Below are 20,633 nucleotides of genomic sequence, written 5' to 3' on the forward strand. Positions count from 1 at the left end.
ATTTAGATCTTGCCGACCAGGTCCAGCGACGGAGCCAGGGTCTTGGCGCCTTCCTTCCACTTGGCCGGGCAGACCTGGCCAGGGTTGTTGGCGACGAACTGGGCAGCGGTCAGCTTGCGCAGCGTCTCGGTGACGTCGCGGGCGATGGAGTTGTCGTGGATTTCCAGGGTCTTGATGACGCCTTCCGGATTGATGATGAAGGTGCCGCGCAGGGCCAGGCCTTCTTCTTCAATGTGTACACCGAAGGCACGGGTCAGCTTGTGGGTCGGGTCGCCGATCAGCGGGAACTGCGCCTTGCCCACGGCCGGCGAGGTTTCGTGCCACACCTTGTGCGAGAAGTGCGTATCGGTGGTGACGATGTAGACCTCGGCGCCTGCCTTCTGGAACGCGGCATAGTTGTCGGCGGCGTCTTCCACTTCGGTCGGGCAGTTGAAGGTGAAGGCGGCCGGCATGAAGATCAGCACCGACCACTTGCCCTTCAGGCTGGCCTCGGTGACTTCGATGAAGTTGCCGTTGTGGTACGCATTCGCCTTGAACGGCTGGACCTGGGTGTTGATGAGAGACATTGAGTTTCCTCGTGCGGTGAAGGGGACGGGGGATGGAACAGTCGCCATGGTAGGCAGGATCGATAGATTTCTCAAATCGATTGATGGAATTGTATAGATAGGCTGTGGCTATCGAGTGCGCAGACGGCGTCTGCCGCTGCAGGGGCAGATTCCATCTCCGATAATGGTCGGCCGATGTTGCGCAGGAGTGAATGAACCGCATGAGCCAGGACCCGTACGCTCTTGCCGCTGAGCAGTTGTTGCGGCGGGCAGTGGAGCGAATCGACCGCAGCGATGCCGAGCCGCTGCTGCTGCACGCGCTGGGCCGCGACCGCGCCTGGTTGTTCGCGCATGGCCGTGACCCGGTCGACCTGTCCGTGGCGCGGGCGTTCGACGCATTGGTGCAGCGGCGCCAGGGCGGCGAGCCGGTGGCGTATCTGACCGGCAGCCGTGGGTTCTGGACGCTGGAGCTGGCGGTCTCCACTGCCACGCTGATCCCGCGCGCCGACACCGAGCTGCTGGTTGAACTGGCACTCGAGCGCCTGGACAACCTGCCTGGCCGCCGCATTGCCGATCTGGGCACCGGCAGCGGGGCGATCGCGCTGGCCATCGCCAGCGAGCGGCCGCAGGCACAGGTGATCGCCACCGACGCCAGTGCGGCGGCGCTGGCGGTTGCCCAGCGCAATGCCGACAGCCACCGGTTGCGCAATGTCGACTGCCGGCAGGGCAGCTGGTTCGCGCCGCTGGCCGGAGAGCGCTTCGATCTGGTTGCCAGCAATCCGCCGTATATCGCCGCGCAGGATCCGCATCTGCGCCAGGGCGATCTGCGCTACGAGCCGGCCAGTGCGCTGGCCTCCGGCCCCGACGGCCTGGACGACATCCGCCTGATCGTTGCCGATGCGCCCGCGCATCTGCTGCCGGGCGGCTGGTTGCTGCTCGAACATGGCTGGGACCAGGGCGCGGCGGTGGCCGAGCTGCTGCGGGCGCGCGGCTTCGATGCGGTGGCGACCCATCAGGACCTGGAACAGCGCGATCGGGTGACGTCAGGGCGCTGGTCGCGCGCTGCGGACGGGCTGGGCGGCTAGCCACAGTTAGGCTAGCCACGGTGAAAAGCGGTCGTCAGGTGTGTGCAGACGGCGCGCTCTGCCCCGGGCCAGGCGCAGGGGGCAGTCCGTTCCGGGCGGCGACCGCGCCTGCCTGGCGGCGCCTGCGGGCGTCTTGGATCAGCTGCACCGGGCCTTCGGGTACCGCCGTGCACCTTGCCTGGTTGATCGCGTGGGTGCGCCCGGCGTGGGTGTGCCGGCTGCCGATACACTAGCGGTTTCCCGCAGGACCGACGCATGCGCACGCTCTATCCCGAGATCACGCCGTACGACCACGGCACCCTCCAGGTCGACGACCGCCACACCCTGTATTTCGAGCAGTGCGGCAATCCGCAGGGCAAGCCGGTGGTGATGCTGCATGGCGGCCCCGGCGGCGGTTGCAACGACAAGATGCGGCGCTTCCATGACCCGGCCAAGTACCGCATCGTGCTGTTCGATCAGCGTGGCGCAGGCCGCTCCACCCCGCATGCCGATCTGGTGAACAACACCACCTGGGACCTGGTCGCCGATATCGAACGCCTGCGCACGCACCTGGGCATCGCGCGCTGGCAGGTGTTCGGCGGCAGCTGGGGCTCGACGCTGGCGCTGGCCTACGCGCAGACCCATCCGCAACAGGTCACCGAGCTGGTGTTGCGCGGCATCTTCCTGCTGCGCCGCTTCGAGCTGGAATGGTTCTATCAGCAAGGCGCCAGCCGGCTGTTCCCGGATGCCTGGGAGCACTACATCAACGCGATTCCGCTGGTGGAGCGCGCCGATCTGATCTCCGCCTTCCATCGCCGCCTCACCAGCGACGACGAAGCCACGCGGCTGGCCGCGGCCAAGGCGTGGAGCGTATGGGAAGGCGCCACCAGCTTCCTGCATGTGGACGATGATTTCGTCACCGGGCATGAGGACGCGCACTTTGCACTGGCGTTCGCGCGCATCGAGAACCACTACTTCGTCAACGGCGGTTTCTTCGAGGTCGAAGACCAGCTGCTGCGCGACGCGCACCGCATCGCCGATATCCCCGGCGTGATCGTGCAGGGGCGTTACGACGTGGTGTGCCCGATGCAAAGCGCCTGGGATCTGCACAAGGCCTGGCCGAAGGCGCAGCTGCAGGTCAGCCCGGCCGCCGGTCATTCGGCATTCGAGCCGGAAAACGTCGATGCGCTGGTGCGCGCGGCCGATGGGTTTGCCTGAGCGCAACCGGGAGCGTGCACGGGAAGCTGCAGCAGCGCTCGCGCGCCAGCGGTAGGAGCCCACCCGGGCGCGACGTAGGGTAACGGGACGGCCTGTCGCGCCCGGGTGCGCTCCTACGAGGCAACCGTCGTCACCGAGGCTGCGGATCAGCGCGGCCGCCGCATGCCCCGTAGGAGCGCGCCTGCGCGCGATGAGGCGTTACCGATGACGCCCCATCGCACGCGGGCGCGCTCCTACCGTGATTGTCGGTTTCAGGGCGGCAGCAATGCCTGTGCCAGTGGCGGCAGGATGCGTGCCAGTCGCCGTGCCCAGGCCTGCTGGCCGGTCGCGTCGGCGATCAGGTCCTGGCGGATCTCCAGCTCCACATGCAGCAGGCCGCGGCCTTCGCCGTAGACCGGAATCGCGTAGTCGCTGCTGTCGCTGACCGCATACGGCTGGTTGTCGCCGACCACCAGATCCAGCTCCTCGCGCAAGGCCTGCAGTAGCCGGTGCGCCAGCCGGGCGTCGCGGTTGTACAGCACGCCGGCATGCCAGGGCCGCGCAGTGCCGGCCATGATCGGTGTGAAGCTGTGCATCGACACCAGCACGGTCGGTTGACTGCGCTGTGCACGCGCATCCAGCTCCGCCGCGATGCGCGCGTGGTACGGCGCGAAGATCTCGTCGATGCGTTGCTGCCGCGCGTCGGCCGACAGCTGCAGGTTGCCCGGAATCGAGGTGCCGTCGCTGACCTCGGGCATCAGCGTGGCCGAACCGTGCGGGCGATTGCAGTCGATCACCAAGCGCGAATAGGTCTGCGCGATGGCGATGGCATCCAGCGCATCGGCCAGCAGGCGGGTGACCCCGGCAATGCCAATATCCCAGCCGATATGGCGGTCCAGCGCATGCTGTGGCAGGCCGAGATTGGCCAGCCGCGCCGGCACGCGTTGACCGGCGTGGTCGGCGATCAACAGCCACGGCGAGGCGGCCTGCGGGTTGTGCACGCTGAAGGCTGCCGGATCGTCGGCGCCCAGCAGGCGGTCAGCGGTCGCTTCAGCCACGCGGGGTGCCGTCCAATGCGTGATCCACCAGATACAGCCCGGCCCACAGCTTGGGATCCATCTGGTAGCCCTCGGCCATCTTCTGCACCAGCCAGGCGCCGACCTGCGCGCGCGGGATCTCGTGCACGGTGATGTCCTCGCTGGCATCGCCGCCGCCCGCGCCGACCTTGCGCAGGCCGGTGGCGCGCACGAAGGCGATCTTCTCGCTGCTGGCGCCGGCCGAAGTGGGGCCGATCATCAGCACTTCGGCGTGCTCGGCGGTCCAGCCGGTTTCTTCTTCCAGCTCGCGAATGGCCGACAGCTCGATCGACTCGTCGGCATGCACGTCGCCGACCAGGCCGGCCGGCATTTCGATGGTGCGCGCCTGCAGCGGCACGCGGAACTGCTCGACGAACAACATCGCATCGTCCGGGGTCACCGCCACGATGATCGCGGCCAGGCCGCCGGCATGCACGCGCTCGGAATATTCCCAGGTGCCGCGCACGACCATGCGCTGGTACTTGCCTTCGTAGACCACGGTGGGCGGGGTGTCGTGTCGGTTCATGGATGCAGACCTTGTTCCAGGGAAACGGGAGTGCGCGGTGCCGGCGCGCCACTGCATGCGGCCAGCAACCGGCGCCGGGTGAGCGGGCCAAAGCGCAGGCTTTCGCACAATCCGCCCAGCATGTCCGTATCGGCTTGCGTGCGCGTGAAACCGGCAGCGGTCAGCGCCAATGGCGCGTCAAGGGCGATGGTGGTGAGCTGGCGCCACAGCAATGCGTGTTCGCGTTGCTCGCGCAGGCGCGCGGCCATCTGCGCCGCGCCGCGCAGGCGCAGGAACGGAATCTCGTCGATGCGTTCCAGCAACGCATCCAGGCTGCCGAAATGCGACAGCAGGACCGCCGCCGATTTGGCGCCGATGCCGGTGACGCCGGGAATGTTGTCGATCGCATCGCCGCACAGCGCCAGGTAGTCGGCGATCTGATGCGCATGCACGCCGTGGCGCGCCTTGACCCCGTCCATGCCCCAGCGCAGGTTGCGCGCGTAATCCCACTGTTCGTCGTGCTCGAGCAGCAGCTGCGACAGGTCCTTGTCGGCCGATACGATCACCCCGCGCAGGCCGTGCGCACGCACGCTGTGCAGGGCACTGCCGATCAGATCGTCGGCCTCGTAGTCGCGGTGTGCCAGCACGCTCAGGCCCAGCGCGGCGCACAGCGCCTTGCAGTGCGCGAACTGGCGCCGCAACGCATCCGGTGCCGGGGTGCGATTGCCCTTGTAGGCCGGGTAGATCGCATGCCGAAAACAGCTGTCCAGCGCCTCGTCGAAGGCGATGGTGATGTGCGCGGGATCCTCGCGCTCGAGCAGGTCGAGCAGGAAACGGGCAAAGCCGTGCACGGCATTGGTCGGCCAGCCCTGCGCATCCTGGAATTCGTCCGGGATCGAATGCCAGGCGCGGAACACGTACAGGCTGGCATCGACCAGATACAGCGGGGTCGGGCGAGTGACCGCCAGGGGCGCGCCTGCAAGCGTGGGGGTGTGCGTGGTCACGGGGCCCAGTCGCGCAGCAGCGCACGCGGGTCCGGGCGCTCGCGCTCGGGCACCTGCATGCGCGGGGTGCCGATATGGATGAAACCGGCGATGCGCTCGTTCTGCTCCAGGCCAAGATAGCCAGTCACCGCCGGGTCGTAGGCCATCCATGCGGTCAGCCACTGTGCGCCGAAGCCATGCGCCTGCGCAGCCTGCAGCAGCGCGAAACACACGCAGCCGGCGGTGAGCAGCTGTTCCTGCTCGGGCACCTTGTGCCCGGGGCGCAGCGCGGCGATCACCACGACCACCAGCGGCGCATCATTGAAACGGTTGCGGTCTTTTTCCACTGCTGCGGGCGGCGCCAGCGGGTCGGCGGCCTGAGTGCGCTCGGCCAGGAAATCGCCCAGTGCCTGGCGTGCGTCACCGCTGATGCGCAGAAAGCGGAACGGCACCAGCTTGCCGTGGTCGGGCACGCGCACTGCCGAGGCGAGCATGCGCAGCAAGGTGTCGTCATCCGGGCCGGGTTCGCCCAGCTGTTTGGATGGGACCGAGCGGCGCGCGTCCAGCGCCTGGAGCGAATACGGTGCGTGCATAATTTCGGGTCGAGGCGAGGATGCGGGCAAGTATAGACGGGGCCTTCCCAACGTCCGCCGCATCATGGGCGGCGGGCCGAGGTCGGCCCGGTCGTGACATCCCTTCCGTGTTCGTCCTGTGCGCTGCCCGATGACCCAGTTCGTGTCCACCCCCGTGCTTCCCAGCCGCAACCCGCAGCTGCTCGATCAGGTACGCGAGATCGTGCTGGTGCCGCTGGCCGATGCCTTTGTCCAATTCCAGGATGCATTGGCCGAGGCACTGTTCCGGCTGGCGGCCGATGCCGGCACGGCCCAGAACGACTTCCTGGAAGCCATCCAGGCGGTGCGGCAGCAGCGCGAGCCGATCACTGCGCGTTTTCGCGGGCATCTGGCCAAGGCCTGGCAGGGGCTGGAAGCCGGGCGGCCGTTGTCGGCCGATCGCAGCCTGGGGCGCGGTGCGGCCGGGCTGACCCTGCTGCCCGAGCAGGATCTGGAGGTGCGCCTGGCGGTGCGCAATCTGGCCGGCGCGCTGCAGCACCAGTGGCGCCCGGAGCTGATGCGGCTCAATCGCTATCTCGGCTTCATTGCCGGCGGGCTGCGTATCGACGGCGACAGCAATCCGTTCGGGCCGGAGCATCTGGGCGTGGCCCTGTACGAGGCCTTTCAGGGAGTGCCGCTGGCGCCGAAGGCGCATCTGGCGGTGATCAAGGTCTGCGAGCAGCACCTGATGGAACGCATCGGCCAGCGCTATGGCGCGCTGGAACAGGCGCTGGTGCAGGTGGCGCGCTTGCGCGAGCTGCCGCAGCCACGCAGCCGGCGGCGTGGCATTCCGCGCCAGGACGACGGCGCAGGCGCGCAGGCCGCCGAGACGCCGGACTGGATTGCGCGCTTCTTTGCCGGCTGGTCGGGCGGGCAGGGGGCGTTGGCCGGCGGCGGGGCGATCGACGTGCATCTGCGCAGCGGCCGCGCGCTGCTGCCGGCGGGCCTGCACCAGTTGCTGCAGCATGCACGCCGCCAACGCGAACCCGATGCGGATATCGGTACGCCCGGCTTTGCCGAGCGGCGTCTGCTGTCGCCGCGCGAGGTGGTCTCGGCGCTGTCGCTGCTGCAGACCATGCCTGCGGCCGGTTTCGACGCCATCGACGGTGCCGGCCTGGGCCTGGCGCGTGGCCTGCGGCAGCAGCTCAGGCGTGCCGCTGCCGCGCTTGGCGTGGATCCGGCCACCACCTGCCTGAACCCCGACGACGACGACGCGCTGGATCTGGTGGCCCTGCTGTTCACCGCGATCCTGGTGCAAAGCCATCTGTCCGATGCGCAGCGCAGTGTGCTCGGCCAGTTGCTGGTGCCGATGGCCAAGCTGGCGATGCTGGACGGCCTCCTGTTCGTGCGCGATGGCCACCCGGCGCGTCGCCTGCTCAACCTGTTGGTGGAGGCCTGCGACGGCAATGCCGGCGAAACCGCGGCAGAACAGGCCTTGCTCGGCCAGGTGCAGGCGGTGGTCGACACGCTCGTGCGCGATTTCGACGAGCATCCGGGGGTGTTTCTGACGCTGGAAGCCGAGTTCGGTGCCAGTTACGCGCACTACCGCCGTCGGGTGGAGATCGCCGAGCGCCGTGCCAACGAATTGCAGCACGCCGAAGAGCGCCGCGAACGCGCACGCCGCACCGCCGCGCAGGCGCTGGCCGAACGCCTGGCGCGTGGGCCGCTGCCGCCGCTGGTCGCGCATTTTCTCGGCCGCGTCTGGCAGCCGTATGTGCAACAGGCGGCGTTGCGCGGCGACGGCGGCGGCCCGGAGCTGGAGGCCGCGGTGGCCCTGGGCGACGCGGTACTGGCGCAACTGACGGCTGCCCCTGGCGACACGGCGCTGGAGGCGCAGCGCGCGCAGCTGCTGCAGGCCTTCACCCTGGCCGGGCTGGCGCCATGCGAGGCCGGGCGGGCCGTGCAGGAGTTGCAGCATGCGCTGGTGTCCACGCCCCCGATCGCGGTGACCGGGCCGCCCGATCCGGTCCTGCGCGCGCCAACCCTGGCCGCGCTGCCCCCGAGCCCCGCTCCGGCCGACCCGGTCGGCGCGCCGCTTACCCCGATGCTGGACGCCAGCGCGCAGGTGGCATTCGATCGCGTCACCGCCGATTTCTTCCGTGCCATGCCGGTCGGCACCTGCCTGGACTTCATCGACCGGCAGGGCCGTGCGCAGGCCGGCAAGCTGTCGTGGATCAGCCCGATTTCCGGGCGGCTGATGTTCGTCAACCGGCGCGGCGGGCGGTTGTGCGTGTCCTGGCCGGAGGAGCTGGCGATGATGGCGTGGTTGGACCGGCTGCGCCTGCATCGCGACGACGATGCCTTCTACGGCGCGATGCAGGACGTGGTCGATGCGCTGGAGCGGCCGTACAGGCTGGAGGCTTAACCCCCGCAGGCGATGAACGCGCGTGGGCAAGCGCCACCGCAACGATGCAGCTAGGATGTTGGCTTGACACGCAAACCTTGGGCGGTCACGAGTAAAGTGCGAACGGTGTCACACTTAACAAACGAGCGAAACGCCTACCATGCGGTGGCGGAATTTGGGGCCGCGTCTGCTGTTTCTCGTTTGAATATTTTCACGCCTGCAGGGGCGGGGAGCCTTTGCGCATGACTTTTCAGCCCAGTCCGTCGGGACATCCGGGCCGTGACCAACGCTTGCTCGAACAGGCGCACGCCGTGTTCGTGCCCCCACTCGCGCAGGTGTTCGCAGCTGCCGTCGCACACTTCGACGATGTGCTGTTCGATCGCGCCGAGTCCGCCGGCGCATCGCAGCTGCTGTTTCTCGATGGCATGCGCGAGTTGCGCCGCAAGCGCGACGAGGTGACCACGCAGTTCCGCCAGCAGCTGGACGACGGCTGGCAGGCGCTGCTGCTGGGCGAGCCCTTGTCGGCCGAGGTGGTCCTGGCAGGGGACATCGGCACCGGCCCGCTGAGCCTGGTGCCCGAACACGTGCTCGAATCGCGGCTGGCGGTGCGCAATCTGGCCACCGTGCTGCTGCGCGACTTCAAGCAGGTGCTGGCGCGGGTGGACCGCCGCCTGGGCTGGATTGCCGGCGGCCTGGAGCTGGTGGCCGATACCAATCCGCTGGGTCCGGAACATCTGGGCGTGGCGATCCACGAAGCCTTCGCCACCTGCGACCTGGCGCCGGAAGTGCGCCTGGTGCTGATCAAGCTGTGCGAGCGCGACCTGGCCGAATCGATCGGCAAGCTGTATGCGCGTCTGGACGAGACGCTGGCCAAGGCCGGCGTCATGCCGGAAATCTCCCAGCCCAAGCGCCCGCCGCCGCGCGCGCAGCCCCGGGGCGAGACGCCCGAAGAGCGCGTCCAGGCCGAGGCCCAGGGCGCTGCTGCGCAGATGGGCGGCGACGATCTCAATGACCAGTACGCACCGGCCTGGGCCAACCGCTTTCTGGACCGCTGGGCGCATAGCCGCGGCCGCATGCAGGCTGCCGCCCAGCGTGGCCAGGCCGACGGCGGCAGTGCGGGCGGCATGGACGGTGGCGAGGCCGATCATCCCGGCGGGAGCCAGGGCATGCTGCTGGAAGCGCTGCACGAACTGCTGCAGCAGACCCGCAGCGTGCGCGACAACGCCGCCTCTGCCGCCTCGGTGGCGGTGGGCCAGCAACGCCCGCTGAGCCAGCGCGAAATGATGTCGGTGCTGTCGTTGCTGCAGGCTACGCCGAGCGCGACGCTGCAGGCGGCCATCGGCGACGACACCGAATCGCTGGCCCAGCGGCTGAAGAACGAAGTGCTGTCCAGCGCCACCCGGCTGGGCGTGGATCCGGCCACCGCGCGCCTGGACCCGATGGACGAGGATGCGATCGATCTGGTCGGCATGCTGTTCGACGTGATGCTGGACGAACGCGACCTGGAAAACCGCTCGCGCGAAATGATCGGCCGCCTGGTGGTGCCCTTCGTCAAGGTCGCGCTGCTGGACCGCAAGATGTTCGTGCAGAAGACCCATCCCGCGCGGCGCCTGCTCAACTCGTTGGCCGAGGCCTGCGAAGGCAACAACGGCGACAGCGCCGCCGAGCGCGTGCTGATGGGCAAGGTCGAGGAAATCGTCGACCGCCTGGTGGCCGAGTTCAACGAGAACCTGGCGATCTTCATGACCCTGGAAGAGGAATTCCGCGATTTCCTGTCCCAGCACCGGCGCCGGGTGGAGATCGCCGAGCGCCGCGCCACCGAAACCCAGCGGGGCCAGGAAAAGCTCGAGCTGGCGCGCAGCCGCGCGCTGTCGGAGCTGGAACAGCGCACCCAGGCCGGCACGCCGCTGCCCGGGGCGGTGGACGATTTCCTGCGTCAGCCGTGGCTGCACCACCTGACCATGGCGATCCTGCGCGACGGCGACGAAGGTCCCGGCACCCTCGAGGCCCTCGCCCTGGCCGACGGCGTGCTCGAAGAACTGGCCGAGGCACGTCGCCACATCGTCGGCAAGCCGTGGCTGCAGGTCTGGCAGCCGGCCCTGCATCGCGTGTTCGCCAGCATCGGCCTGCACGGTGATGCGGTGGTGGTGGCGATCAGCGCGCTGCACGACACCCTGCAGGCGATCGCCGAAGCGCGTCCGGAGCTGGAAAAGGCCTTGCCGGAGCTGCCGCAGGTCAATCTGCCGCCGCCGGCTGCCGAAAGCGTCAGCGTGGTGCTCGGCGCCGAAGCGGTGGCGCAGAGCATCGACAGCGCCGATGCCGAGCGTTTCCGCGCGATGGATATCGGCACCTGGCTGGATTTCGTCGACAAGGACGGCAAGGTGCAGGCAGGCAAGCTGTCGTGGGTGAGTCCGATCTCGCAGCGGCTGCTGTTCGTCAATCGCCGCGGCGTGCGCTTCTGCGTCGCCTCGCCGGAGGAACTGGCGGTGATGGTGCGCCTGGGCCGGCTGCGCGAACACATCAACGATGGCGCGTTCGACAGCGCGATGCAGGGCGTGATCGATCGGCTGGATCCGCTGCATAACAGCACGGTGCACTGAGCGGCAGTCACCGCGTTGCCGCGTCGTGGTTGATCAGCACAGGGCCGTACGATTGCGATGCAGCGCACCGCAACCGGCGCAAGCGAGGCTTCGTCCAGCATGTGTGCCGGGGGCATCGCACCACCGCAGCACGCGCCTGCGGCACAACGCGCGTGCAGTTACTGCGCTGCCGGGCCGATGAACTCCAGCGCCCGCGCCATTACCGAAGCGTGATCGACCAGGCGGTTATGGCCCAGGCCCTCGGTACTGAACAGCTGCGCGCCCGGCCACAATGCGGCAAAGCGCGCGCCTTCCTCCCACGGCGTCTCGCGGTCGCGGCGGTCGTGGATGACCAGCGCCGGGCGATCGAACTGTGGCAGGTGCAGGCTCGCGTCGAGATCGGCAAAACGCAGGCCGGTGAGCTGGCACAGCCAGTTTTCGAATGGCGCAAACGCGGCGGGTGCGATCCCCGAGGCACGAAACTGGCGGTGCGCACTGGCACTGGGTTCGACCAGTGGCGCGATCAGCACGTAGCGCTCGGGCCGCCATGTCGGGTCGTTGGCAAACACCGCCGCTGCCGCGCCGATCGAGTGCCCGATGAAGGCGGCAGGGCGGCCGAAACGGCTGCCGATCTGGCGCAGGACCTGCACGAAATGCGGCATGTTGCTGATCTGTCCGCCGCTCAGGCCATGCGCGGCCTGATCGAACGCCAGCACCGCGTAGCCGAGTGCGCGCAGCTGCGGCACCCATGCAGCAAAACGCAGCCCATAACTGGACCAACCATGCGACAGCAGCACATACGGCTGCTGGCTCAGCTCGCCCCACTGGTACACCGCAATGTCGAACCCGTCGATGTGCAGCGTCTGGCGTTGCACGTCGGTCAAGGTTGCCGCGAGGGCGGCCGCCTGCTGCCGCCCTGCACGCGCAGGTGTCACGAAACGGCGCGCCAGATAGCGCCCGGTCGGGCCAGGGGCCAGGCGGCTGGCGCCGGCCAGCACACCGCGAAGCATCCGGAGACGCAGTTTGGCGATGGACGCGCTCATGGGAAGGATCCTTGTGGAGGAGGAAGCGCTGTATCTTGCTGGTGACAAGATCAGCGAGTCTGCAGTTGGATCTTGTCATCGTCAAGATGATCTGCTCCACTGGAATCCCGAAAAATGAAGCCGCCATGTCGCGCACCGATGCGTCTGCTGCCTATCATCACGGCGACCTGCCGGCCACGCTGCGGCGCGCCGGCTGGGAGCTGCTGAGCGAATCCGGCGTGCGTGGGTTGAGCTTGCGCGAATGCGCGCGGCGCGCCGGCGTCTCGCACGCGGCTCCGGCGCATCACTTCGGTTCGCTGGACGGATTGCTCGCGGAGCTGGCGGCCGACGGCTACGAACGCATGCTCGCCTGCATTCGTGCCGCCCAGCAGGAACTGGCCGACCCCTTGCTCGGCTGTGGCCTGGGGTATGTGCGGTTTGCGCTGGACTACCCGCAGCAGTTTCGGCTGATGCTGGGGCTGGAGGTGAGCTCGCGCAGCCTGCCGCGGCTCGTGCAGGCCAGCGATGCGGCGATGGCGAGCCTGCGCGAGACAGTGCGGACGCAGTGGATCGCCCGTCACGGCCATGCTCCGGCCACGGACGTGCTGCAGCAACGCACGCTGCTGGCCTGGAGCGCGGTGCATGGCTATGCCTCGCTTGCGATCGACCGCAAGCACACGGCCTTGCTGGCCTTCGCACCGGAGGTGGTGTTTGCGCCGTTGCTGCACGCCGTGCTCGAACCCTGAAACACGGGCCGGACCTGCTCGGGTATGGCCTGGCTGGCCGCTTGCCGGTTCGCACGCCCGGCGGCGGTGCGTGGCTCTGCTAGCATCGCCGCCACTGGAGCGCGAGACCGGAGCAATCCATGGCTGTGCAGGTGCTGGTGCTGAAAGAACGGGCGGCCGGCGAGCGCCGCGTGGCGGCAACGCCGGAAACGATCAGGAAACTGGTCGCGCTTGGCGCCAGCGTGTGGATCGAGCCGGACGCCGGACGCGCCAGCAGCATGGACGATGCGGCCTACCAGCAGGCCGGCGCGCAACTGGCCGGGGCACACACACTGGGACAGGCCGACGTGGTGCTGTGCGTGCAGGGACCGCCGATCGATGTCCTGCTGCGGTGCAAGCCGCACACGGTGCTGATCGGCATGCTTTCGCCCGATGCCGACCCTGCACGCGCGCAGGCCTTTTCAGAGCATGAATTGATCGCATTCCCGCTGGAGCGGCTGCCGCGCACCACGCGTGCGCAATCGATGGACGTCTTGAGTTCGCAGGCCGGCATGGCGGGCTACAAGGCGATGCTGATCGCCGCACAGCTGGCGCCACGCTTCTTTCCGATGCTGACCACGGCCGCCGGCACCATGCGCCCGTGCAAGGTGCTGGTGATCGGTGCGGGCGTGGCCGGGCTGCAGGCGATCGCCACTGCCAAACGGCTGGGCGCGCAGGTCGAAGGCTTCGATGTGCGCCCGGAAACGCGCGAACAGATCGCCTCGCTGGGCGCGCGCTTCCTGGATCTTGGCGTGAGCGCGGCCGGCGAGGGCGGTTATGCGCGCCAGCTCACCGACGAGGAGCGTACCGAACAGCAACGCCGTCTTGCCGACCATCTCAAGGGCGTGGACGTGGTGGTCTGCACCGCCGCCGTGCCCGGCCGGCCGGCGCCGAAGATCCTGAGCATGCAGATGCTGCACGGCATGCGGGCCGGTAGCGTGATCGTCGATCTGGCCGCGGAGACCGGTGGCAATTGCGCCGCCACCCGGCCGGGCGAAACGTATGAGCTCGACGGCGTGGTGATCGCCGGCCCGCTCGATCTGGCCAGCCAGGGCGCGGTGCACGCCAGCGAGATGTTCGCGCGCAATGTCTATGCCTTCGCCGCATTGCTGATCAAGGATGGCGCGCTGTCGTTCGACTGGGACGACGAACTGCTGGCCAAGACACGCTGGTCGGCGCCAGCGACTGCATAGCCCCGCCGCGTCCATGCGCCTTGCGCGTCGGCGTTTCCGGGTAGGAGCGCGCTGGCGCGCGATGGAGCGTTACCGATGAAGCTCCATCGCGCGCCAGCGCGCTCCTACAGTGGCCGCACGCACGTCCACCTGGGACCGGGATGCACCCGTGCGATGGCGTGCCGCGCTCGCCGCGGCGACGCTGCCGTCAGTCGTCGGTTGGCGGATGCTCGCGCAACCAGGTGCTGCGCTCGGCCGGGCTCATCTTCTGCCAGCGTTGCTGCAGCTCGTTGCGTTGTTGCTGGTTGAGCGTGCGCATGCGGTCGAACAAGGCCTTGGCCTCGCGACGCTGCTCGGGGCTCATGTTGCGGAAGCGGTCCATGCCGGCCTTGGCCTGCTTGCGCTGCTCCGGGGTCATGTCCAGCCAGCGGCGCGCGTGGCGATACATGCGCGGGCGTTCTTCCGGCACATCGTTCCAGCGCTCGCGCAGCGCATCGATCAGCACCTGCCGCTGTTGCGGGGTGAGCGCGTCCCACTCGGGCATCGGCGTGTCTGCCGCGCGCGGGCCGGGGCCTCGCGGGCCGGGGCCATCCGGCGGTGGCGGTCCCGGCGGTCCGGGGGAATGGGCCTGGGCCAGCAAGGAGGCGCAGGGCGCCGCGCACAGCAGCAGGGTCAACAACAGGCGGGTGGTGCGGGTCATCGTGCTTATTCCATGGCCAGTGCGGTGTCGGACCCCAGCCAGACGTACAGGTCCGGATTCTGGGTCAGCATGTCGTCGGTATCGGTGGTGGTGCCGGCCATTGCCTGGGTCGGGGTGGAGGCAGGCGAGGTGGGCTCGCCCGGACGCAGTTGCAGGCCGATGCCGACCGCCAGCAGCCCCGAACACGCGGTTGCCAGCAACCAGTAACCGCGTCGGGCACGCGTGGGAGCGGCCGCATGACGGGCCTGGCGCAGGCGCGCCAGGGTCTGCGGCGGCAGGCTGGTGAGGGCGGTGGCATGCAGCTGGCGCAGGTGCGCATCCAGCTTGGCCGGGTCGTGGGAGCGATTCACAGGAAATCCTCGAACTGTGTTTGCAACGCGTCGCGCGCACGCGACAGGTGGGTTTTGACCGAGCCTTCCGAGCAACCCATCGCCTTGGCGGTGGTGGCCACGTCCAGGTCTTCCAGCACCCGCAGCGTGAACGCTTCGCGCTGGCGTGCCGGCAGGCTGCGCAAGGCCTCGACCAGCCGTTGGTAGGCCTGTTGATGCTGGTGTTCGTCCACCGGCCCGGTGCCGGGGTCAGCCCAGTCGATGGTGCCTTCGTCGTCGGCGCGCTCGGCCGGTGCCCAGAACTTCAGGCGGAAGCTGCGCCGCCGCTGCAGGTCGATGATGCGGCTGCGCAGGATGCTCCAGAACAGCGGCGTCCATTCGGCGGCCGGGCGCTCGCGGTAGCCGAGCAGCTTCACCATGGCGTCCTGCACCGCGTCCAGCGCATCCTCGCGGTGACGCAGGCCGGCCTCGGCAAAGCGGAACGCACGCGGGCCGATGCCGGCCAGGAAGGCGTCCAGCGAAACCGGTGCGGTGGCGGCCGGTGCGGCAGGTTGCGGATCGAAAGGGGTTCCCACCAGCACAGCGTAGCTTCCGCGGAGACGATACGACGTCAACGGGCGAGCGCCGATTCGGTTGACACGCGCCCAGGCACGCATGGCGTGCGTATGATCGGCGGGCCACACCGGCCAGTGGAGCGAACGACGATGAGCGACGGATTCGTAGCGCTGTACATCTTCATGCTGGCGGCCATCGCCGGCCACGTGATCATCTCGCGGGTGCCGGTGATCCTGCATACCCCGCTGATGTCCGGCTCCAACTTCATCCACGGCATCGTGCTGATCGGCGCGATGGTGGTGCTCGGGCATGCCGACACCACGCTGGAAAAGGCGCTGGGATTTGTCGCGGTGATGCTGGGTGCGGGCAATGCGGCCGGCGGTTACGTGGTGACCGAGCGGATGCTGGACATGTTCAGGCCCAGCAGGAAGCCGCCGGGCGGGGACGCGCCATGAACGTCTCCATCGCCGCGTTGCTGGCGTGGCTGGTGAAGTCCAGCTATCTGGTCGCGGCGACCCTGTTCCTGCTCGGGCTGCAACGCATGGCCTCGCCGCTGACCGCGCGCAGCGGCATCCGCTGGGCCGGGCTGGGCATGCTGATCGCCACGGTGGCGACGTTCTTCCTGCCCGAGCTGCATAACGTGCCACTGATCCTGGCCGCGCTGGCGATCGGCACCGGGGTGGCGTGGTGGTCGGCCAGGAAGGTCGCCATCACCGACATGCCGCAGATGGTGGCCTTGTACAACGGCATGGGCGGCGGCTCGGCGGCGGCGATCGGGGCAGTGGAGTTGCTGCGCTTTGCCTTCTTCGCCAACCGCGATACCACCCACTGGAGTGCACAGGCCATCGCCGACCTGGCGGCGCGGCGGCCGGATACCACCACCGTGGTGCTGGCGGTGGTGGGCTCGGCGATCGGCGCGGTGTCGCTGTCCGGCTCGATCGTGGCCTGGGCCAAGCTGGATGGCCGGCTCGACCGCCGGGTGACGTTTCCGGGCCAGCAGGCCTTTAATCTGCTGGTGGCACTGGCGGTGCTGGTGCTCGGCATCTGGGCGGCCAGCAGTCTGCAGCCGCTGGCGATCGTCGCCTTCTTCGTGGTGGCGCTGGCGCTGGGCATGCTGATGACGCTGCCGATCGGCGGCGCCGACATGCCGGTGGTGATCTCGCTGTACAACGCCTTCACCGGCCTGGCGGTGGCGTTCGAGGGCTACGTGCTGGGCAACGAGGCGCTGATCATCGCCGGCATGATGGTCGGCGCGGCCGGCATCCTGCTGACCCGCTTGATGGCCAAGGCGATGAACCGGCCGATCAGCGGCGTGCTGTTTTCCAACTTCGGTGGCGGCGGCCAGGCGCAGGAGATCGGCGGTGCGCAGAAGCCGATCGAGGCCGGCGACGTGGCGGCGATGATGGCGTTCGCCGAGCGGGTGGTGATCGTGCCCGGCTACGGCATGGCGGTGGCGCAGGCGCAGCACAAGATCTGGGAGCTGGCGCAGCGGTTGATCGCGCGCGGGGTCAAGGTGAAGTTCGCGATCCACCCGGTCGCCGGGCGCATGCCCGGGCACATGAACGTGCTGCTGGCCGAAGCCGGCGTGCCCTACGACCTGATCGCCGACATGGACGACATCAACCCCGAGTTCGCCAGCACCGATGTGTCGCTGGTGATCGGCGCCAACGACGTGGTCAACCCGGTGGCCAGGACCGACCCGGCCAGTCCGATCTATGGCATGCCGATCCTGGACGTGGTCAATTCGAGGAACACGGTGGTGATCAAGCGCGGCAAGGGCACCGGCTTTGCCGGCATCGAAAACGCGCTGTTCTACGCCGACAACACCCGCATGCTGTACGGCGATGGCGCGGAAGCGGCCGGTGCGCTGGTCAGCGAGCTGAAGGCGCTGGACGGGGGCGGGCACTGAGGCCTCGTGCGACGGATCAGGTGGATGCGTCTGTGACGTCATGCGTGGAAGCGGCGCCGTCCTCTGCACCTGGGCCCGTGTAGCGGCGTTGCAGGACAGCTGCGCCAAGTCGCTCTCTTCGCCGTGTCCAGCCAGTCCCGAGCAGGACGCGGGGCTTTAAGAAAAACACCGGGCTTTCGATTCGCAGCGGTGTTTTTGCAGATAGTCAAAAGCCTGGCTAGTCGAGGGCGCGGCGCCCTCACCGCTTGCGGGACACGCCTTGAACCCGTCCCTGGGGGCTCGGTGGCCGCATCCATGCCGCCACACGGTCCCGCAACCGGTGAGGACACCGCACCAGACAGGTGTTCGGCGCTCACTTGAAAAGCTATCTGTAGTGAGGCTTGCACCAGAGGTGAAACCGATGCTTCACGATCGAACGAGACGCATCCAGCACCGCTCTTGCCATGCACACCGACCCTCTCGACTGGTCCTTGCCCGCTCACCGTCGCGGGACCCTGAGCGGCATGGATGCCGCGCCGGAGCCTACAAGGACGTACTTGCGGCGTGTCCCGCGATGGTGGGCGGACAAGGGCCCCGCAGCCAGGTAAAGAGCTCCGCAGCCAGGTAAAGGGCCCTGTAGCCAAGTCGCACAGTTCTCCAGGCATCGCTGCGTCAGCGCAACAAAGCGCATAGCACCCAGTAGCAGTAGCGTTACCCGAAGCTGCGCGGCCGCCGCTTCAACGCATCTGTGCGCCGGCGATTGCAACAAAACGCGCCTGGCTCAGCGCGCCGTCCACCACGCCAGGACCAGTGCGGCGGCATAGCACAGCAGGTCGAAACCGTTGTTGGCCAGCTGCAGCAGGGTCCAGGCCAGCCCGGTGCCCATCTTCTGCGCCGAGGTCCACGGGTCCAGGCCCAGTGCACCACCCAGGTGCGCCGAGGCGATACCCCAGTTGGCACCGACGATGACCAGCGCGGTCGCCACGATCGCAACGCCGGTGCGCAGCGGGCCGGCGCCCAGCGTGCCCAGGCGCAGCATCCAGACGATTTCCAGGGCCGTCAGTACCGCCATCCAGCCGGCCTGGTTGCCGGCGGCAAGCGCGATCAGCATCCAGGCGATCAGGGCGGTGACGCATCCCAGCAGCAGGAGCGGGGGCCAGAGCCAGTGGGCGGTTCTGGCGGACGCGGTGGTGGGCGGCATTGGAGCTCCTGACAGTGCGCACATGATAAGGCGCGCGACGTGCTTTGCGCGGTGATGGGCGCGCCGATGGAATGCAGCGTCGTCGCTGGCTCCATCCGGCAACCGGCAGCGGCCTTGCCGTGGTCGGCTAGAATGGCGGACTTGCGCGCACCCGCCGCGGCCCCATATCCAGCCCATGTATTCCCGTAGCAGCGAACCCGTCCAGTTCGAACGCGATTGCGATGCCGTCATGGTGCCGCAGGGCGATTCGGTGACCCTGCCCGCAGGCAGTTACGGCTATATCACCCAGGCGCTGGGTGGCAGCTATACCGTCTTTGTCGAAGGCAACCTGTTCCGCATTGCCGGCAAGGATGGCGATGCGATCGGCAAGGAGGCCCCGCCGGGGCTGGAACTGCCCGCCGATGCCAGCGACGAAGAGGTGGAGGCGCTGGTGTGGCAGCAGCTGCGCACCTGCTTCGACCCGGAGATCCCGTTCAACATCGTCGATCTGGGCCTGGTCTACGAGGCGGTGGTCAGCCATCGCGAGGAAGACGATCAGCGCCGGGTGGACGTCAAGATGACCCTCACCGCCCCCGGTTGCGGCATGGGCGAGATCCTGGTCGACGACGTGCGCAGCAAGGTGGAAATGATCCCGACCATTGCCGAAGCCGACGTCGAGCTGGTCTTCGACCCGCCGTGGGGCCGGCATATGATGTCCGAAGCAGCCCGTCTCGAGACCGGCATGCTCTGATCATCAGGCGCCATGTCCAAGAGGTGGCGCCGCGTCCTTTCGCCCGCCATACAGGAATCTTCCGGTGTCCGTGTCCTTCGCTTCCACCCGTTCCCCGTCGCCGCGCAGTGCCGACGAGCTGTCCGTGATCCTGGCCGCGCCCGGCTTCGGGCTGCATTTCACCGACCATATGGTCGCCATTTCCTGGACCAACGAGCTCGGTTGGCATGACGCGCAGGTGCGCGCCTATGGCCCGCTGCAGCTGGATCCGGCCGCCTCGGTGCTGCATTACGGCCAGGAGATCTTCGAAGGCATCAAGGCCTACCGGCATGCCGACGGTTCGATCTGGACCTTCCGCCCGCAGGCCAATGGCGAGCGCCTGCAGCGCTCGGCGCGCCGGCTGGCGTTGCCGGAACTGCCGGTCGACCTGTTTGTCGAATCGCTGCGCCAGCTGGTGGCGGTGGATGCCAGTTGGGTCCCGTCGGCCCCGGAAACCAGCCTGTATTTCCGCCCGTTCATGATCGCCGACGAGGCGTTCCTGGGCGTGCGTGCCGCGCACAAGGCCTCTTACTACGTCATCGCAAGCCCCGCCGGTCCGTATTTCGCCAAGGGCGTGGCGCCGGTGTCGATCTGGTTGTCCACCGAATACGCACGTGCGGCCAAGGGCGGCACCGGTGCGGCCAAGTGCGGGGGCAACTACGCCGCCTCGCTGCTGCCGCAGCAGAAGGCCTATGCACAGGGCTGCTCGCAGGTGCTGTTCCTGGACCCGGTCGAAGGCAGGTACATCGAAGAGCTGGGCGGCATGAACGTGTTCCTGGTCTACAAGGACGGCACGCTGGTGACGCCGGAATTGTCCGGCAGCATCCTGGAAGGCATCACCCGCGACAGCATCCTGCAACTGGCCCGCGACCGCGGCATGCAGGTGATCGAGCGCAAGGTCGCCATCGACGAGTGGAAGCAGGGCGTGGCGTCGGGCGAGATCACCGAGGTGTTCGCCTGCGGCACCGCCGCCGTGGTCACCCCGATCGGCGAGTTGAAGGGCGATGGCTTTGCGGTCGGCGATCTGTCCGCCCCGGCTGGCGAGGTGACCATGTCGCTGCGCCAGGAGCTGACCGATATCCAATATGGGCGCGTCCCGGATCGTCATGGTTGGCTGGTGCGTCTGTCCTGAGCCAACACATCGCGTCAAAAAAGGCCTCTGCGCAGTCGCGCAGGGGCCTTTTTTTTGGGCGCAGCGCAGCAGGGGCGTGGCTATGCATGTCCGAACATGTCTTCAACTGACTGAACGGTGCCGTACGGTGTCACAAATCTGATATTTGATTTGTAGAAAGTGCGAACTTCTTATTGTCCAGTCTGGTTGTAGTGCGGTAGGTTCGCTGAACGGATCGA

The 20,633-nt window shown here is 68.2% G+C and carries 20 protein-coding genes; 10 read left to right on the forward strand and 10 right to left on the reverse strand.

Annotation, left to right across the window (positions count from 1 at the left end):
- Positions 1-2: 2 nt before the first annotated feature.
- Entirely contained in the window at positions 3-566 is a 564-nt protein-coding gene (ahpC, locus tag CPBF1521_RS04745; RefSeq protein WP_003488826.1) for an alkyl hydroperoxide reductase subunit C, read from the reverse strand.
- A 200-nt stretch (positions 567-766) separates the two neighbouring features.
- Here ahpC and prmC point away from each other — a divergent pair, with 200 nt between their 5' ends.
- Both prmC and pip read left to right on the forward strand, forming a co-directional pair.
- The gene (gene prmC, locus CPBF1521_RS04750) at positions 767-1,630 is read left to right on the forward strand and encodes a peptide chain release factor N(5)-glutamine methyltransferase (RefSeq protein WP_115676526.1); all 864 of its coding nucleotides are present in this window, start codon (positions 767-769) and stop codon (positions 1,628-1,630) included.
- Between the two features lie 255 nt (positions 1,631-1,885).
- The gene (gene pip, locus CPBF1521_RS04755) at positions 1,886-2,827 is read left to right on the forward strand and encodes a prolyl aminopeptidase (protein ID WP_115676207.1); all 942 of its coding nucleotides are present in this window, start codon (positions 1,886-1,888) and stop codon (positions 2,825-2,827) included.
- 251 nt (positions 2,828-3,078) lie between these two features.
- Here pip and CPBF1521_RS04760 read toward each other — a convergent pair whose 3' ends face one another.
- Genes CPBF1521_RS04760 through CPBF1521_RS04775 form a run of 4 tightly spaced genes read right to left on the reverse strand, consistent with a single transcriptional unit; the run spans position 3,079 to position 5,963 of the window.
- Entirely contained in the window at positions 3,079-3,864 is a 786-nt protein-coding gene (locus CPBF1521_RS04760) for an N-formylglutamate amidohydrolase (protein ID WP_115676209.1), read from the reverse strand.
- Positions 3,857-4,408: an NUDIX hydrolase gene (locus tag CPBF1521_RS04765; RefSeq protein ID WP_005988855.1), complete on the reverse strand. Its 552-nt coding sequence runs from the start codon at positions 4,406-4,408 to the stop codon at positions 3,857-3,859. The genes CPBF1521_RS04760 and CPBF1521_RS04765 overlap by 8 nt, the downstream gene beginning before the upstream one ends.
- Positions 4,405-5,391, reverse strand: coding sequence for a 5'-3' exonuclease (locus CPBF1521_RS04770; protein ID WP_115676213.1), 987 nt, complete (start codon positions 5,389-5,391; stop codon positions 4,405-4,407). The genes CPBF1521_RS04765 and CPBF1521_RS04770 overlap by 4 nt, the downstream gene beginning before the upstream one ends.
- Positions 5,388-5,963 (reverse strand): nitroreductase family protein, encoded by a 576-nt coding sequence (locus tag CPBF1521_RS04775; RefSeq protein ID WP_115676215.1) that lies wholly within the window; start codon positions 5,961-5,963, stop codon positions 5,388-5,390. The genes CPBF1521_RS04770 and CPBF1521_RS04775 overlap by 4 nt, the downstream gene beginning before the upstream one ends.
- A 130-nt stretch (positions 5,964-6,093) precedes the next feature.
- Here CPBF1521_RS04775 and CPBF1521_RS04780 point away from each other — a divergent pair, with 130 nt between their 5' ends.
- The gene (locus tag CPBF1521_RS04780) at positions 6,094-8,346 is read left to right on the forward strand and encodes a DUF1631 family protein (RefSeq protein ID WP_115676217.1); all 2,253 of its coding nucleotides are present in this window, start codon (positions 6,094-6,096) and stop codon (positions 8,344-8,346) included.
- Between the two features lie 221 nt (positions 8,347-8,567).
- Entirely contained in the window at positions 8,568-10,925 is a 2,358-nt protein-coding gene (locus tag CPBF1521_RS04785; RefSeq protein ID WP_115676219.1) for a DUF1631 domain-containing protein, read from the forward strand.
- Positions 10,926-11,083: 158 nt separating this feature from the next.
- On the opposite strand, the gene CPBF1521_RS04790 is transcribed toward CPBF1521_RS04785, so the two are convergent.
- Positions 11,084-11,947, reverse strand: a complete 864-nt coding sequence (locus CPBF1521_RS04790; RefSeq protein WP_115676221.1) for an alpha/beta hydrolase — start codon at positions 11,945-11,947, stop codon at positions 11,084-11,086.
- Between the two features lie 125 nt (positions 11,948-12,072).
- Between CPBF1521_RS04790 and CPBF1521_RS04795 the strand changes: the two genes are divergently transcribed.
- Positions 12,073-12,672 (forward strand): TetR/AcrR family transcriptional regulator, encoded by a 600-nt coding sequence (locus CPBF1521_RS04795; RefSeq protein ID WP_115676223.1) that lies wholly within the window; start codon positions 12,073-12,075, stop codon positions 12,670-12,672.
- Positions 12,673-12,791: 119 nt separating this feature from the next.
- On the forward strand, positions 12,792-13,883 hold the full coding sequence (locus CPBF1521_RS04800; RefSeq protein WP_115676224.1) for an NAD(P) transhydrogenase subunit alpha: 1,092 nt from the start codon (positions 12,792-12,794) through the stop codon (positions 13,881-13,883).
- A 187-nt stretch (positions 13,884-14,070) separates the two neighbouring features.
- Here CPBF1521_RS04800 and CPBF1521_RS04805 read toward each other — a convergent pair whose 3' ends face one another.
- Genes CPBF1521_RS04805 through CPBF1521_RS04815 form a run of 3 tightly spaced genes read right to left on the reverse strand, consistent with a single transcriptional unit; the run spans position 14,071 to position 15,472 of the window.
- Positions 14,071-14,562 (reverse strand): DUF3106 domain-containing protein, encoded by a 492-nt coding sequence (locus CPBF1521_RS04805; protein ID WP_115676225.1) that lies wholly within the window; start codon positions 14,560-14,562, stop codon positions 14,071-14,073.
- Positions 14,563-14,567: 5 nt separating this feature from the next.
- Positions 14,568-14,912 (reverse strand): hypothetical protein, encoded by a 345-nt coding sequence (locus CPBF1521_RS04810; RefSeq protein WP_115676226.1) that lies wholly within the window; start codon positions 14,910-14,912, stop codon positions 14,568-14,570.
- A complete protein-coding gene (locus tag CPBF1521_RS04815; protein WP_115676227.1) occupies positions 14,909-15,472 on the reverse strand; it encodes an RNA polymerase sigma factor in 564 nt (187 codons plus the stop codon). The genes CPBF1521_RS04810 and CPBF1521_RS04815 overlap by 4 nt, the downstream gene beginning before the upstream one ends.
- Before the next feature lie 123 nt (positions 15,473-15,595).
- Here CPBF1521_RS04815 and CPBF1521_RS04820 point away from each other — a divergent pair, with 123 nt between their 5' ends.
- Positions 15,596-15,901 carry an NAD(P) transhydrogenase subunit alpha part 2 gene (locus CPBF1521_RS04820; protein WP_115676228.1) on the forward strand — a complete coding sequence of 102 codons (306 nt, stop codon included), beginning with the start codon at positions 15,596-15,598 and terminating at the stop codon, positions 15,899-15,901.
- On the forward strand, positions 15,898-17,355 hold the full coding sequence (locus CPBF1521_RS04825; protein ID WP_115676229.1) for an NAD(P)(+) transhydrogenase (Re/Si-specific) subunit beta: 1,458 nt from the start codon (positions 15,898-15,900) through the stop codon (positions 17,353-17,355). Before CPBF1521_RS04820 ends, CPBF1521_RS04825 begins: the two co-directional genes overlap by 4 nt.
- 760 nt (positions 17,356-18,115) lie before the next feature.
- Here CPBF1521_RS04825 and CPBF1521_RS04830 read toward each other — a convergent pair.
- A complete protein-coding gene (locus CPBF1521_RS04830) occupies positions 18,116-18,535 on the reverse strand; it encodes a hypothetical protein (RefSeq protein WP_115676230.1) in 420 nt (139 codons plus the stop codon).
- A 175-nt stretch (positions 18,536-18,710) separates the two neighbouring features.
- Here CPBF1521_RS04830 and sufT point away from each other — a divergent pair, with 175 nt between their 5' ends.
- Positions 18,711-19,265 (forward strand): putative Fe-S cluster assembly protein SufT, encoded by a 555-nt coding sequence (sufT, locus tag CPBF1521_RS04835; protein ID WP_016900709.1) that lies wholly within the window; start codon positions 18,711-18,713, stop codon positions 19,263-19,265.
- A gap of 64 nt (positions 19,266-19,329) precedes the next feature.
- A complete protein-coding gene (locus tag CPBF1521_RS04840; protein ID WP_104649489.1) occupies positions 19,330-20,415 on the forward strand; it encodes a branched-chain amino acid aminotransferase in 1,086 nt (361 codons plus the stop codon).
- Positions 20,416-20,633: the final 218 nt, after the last annotated feature.

Origin of the sequence: Xanthomonas euroxanthea (assembly GCF_900476395.1) — a bacterium.
Taxonomy (GTDB): domain Bacteria; phylum Pseudomonadota; class Gammaproteobacteria; order Xanthomonadales; family Xanthomonadaceae; genus Xanthomonas; species Xanthomonas euroxanthea.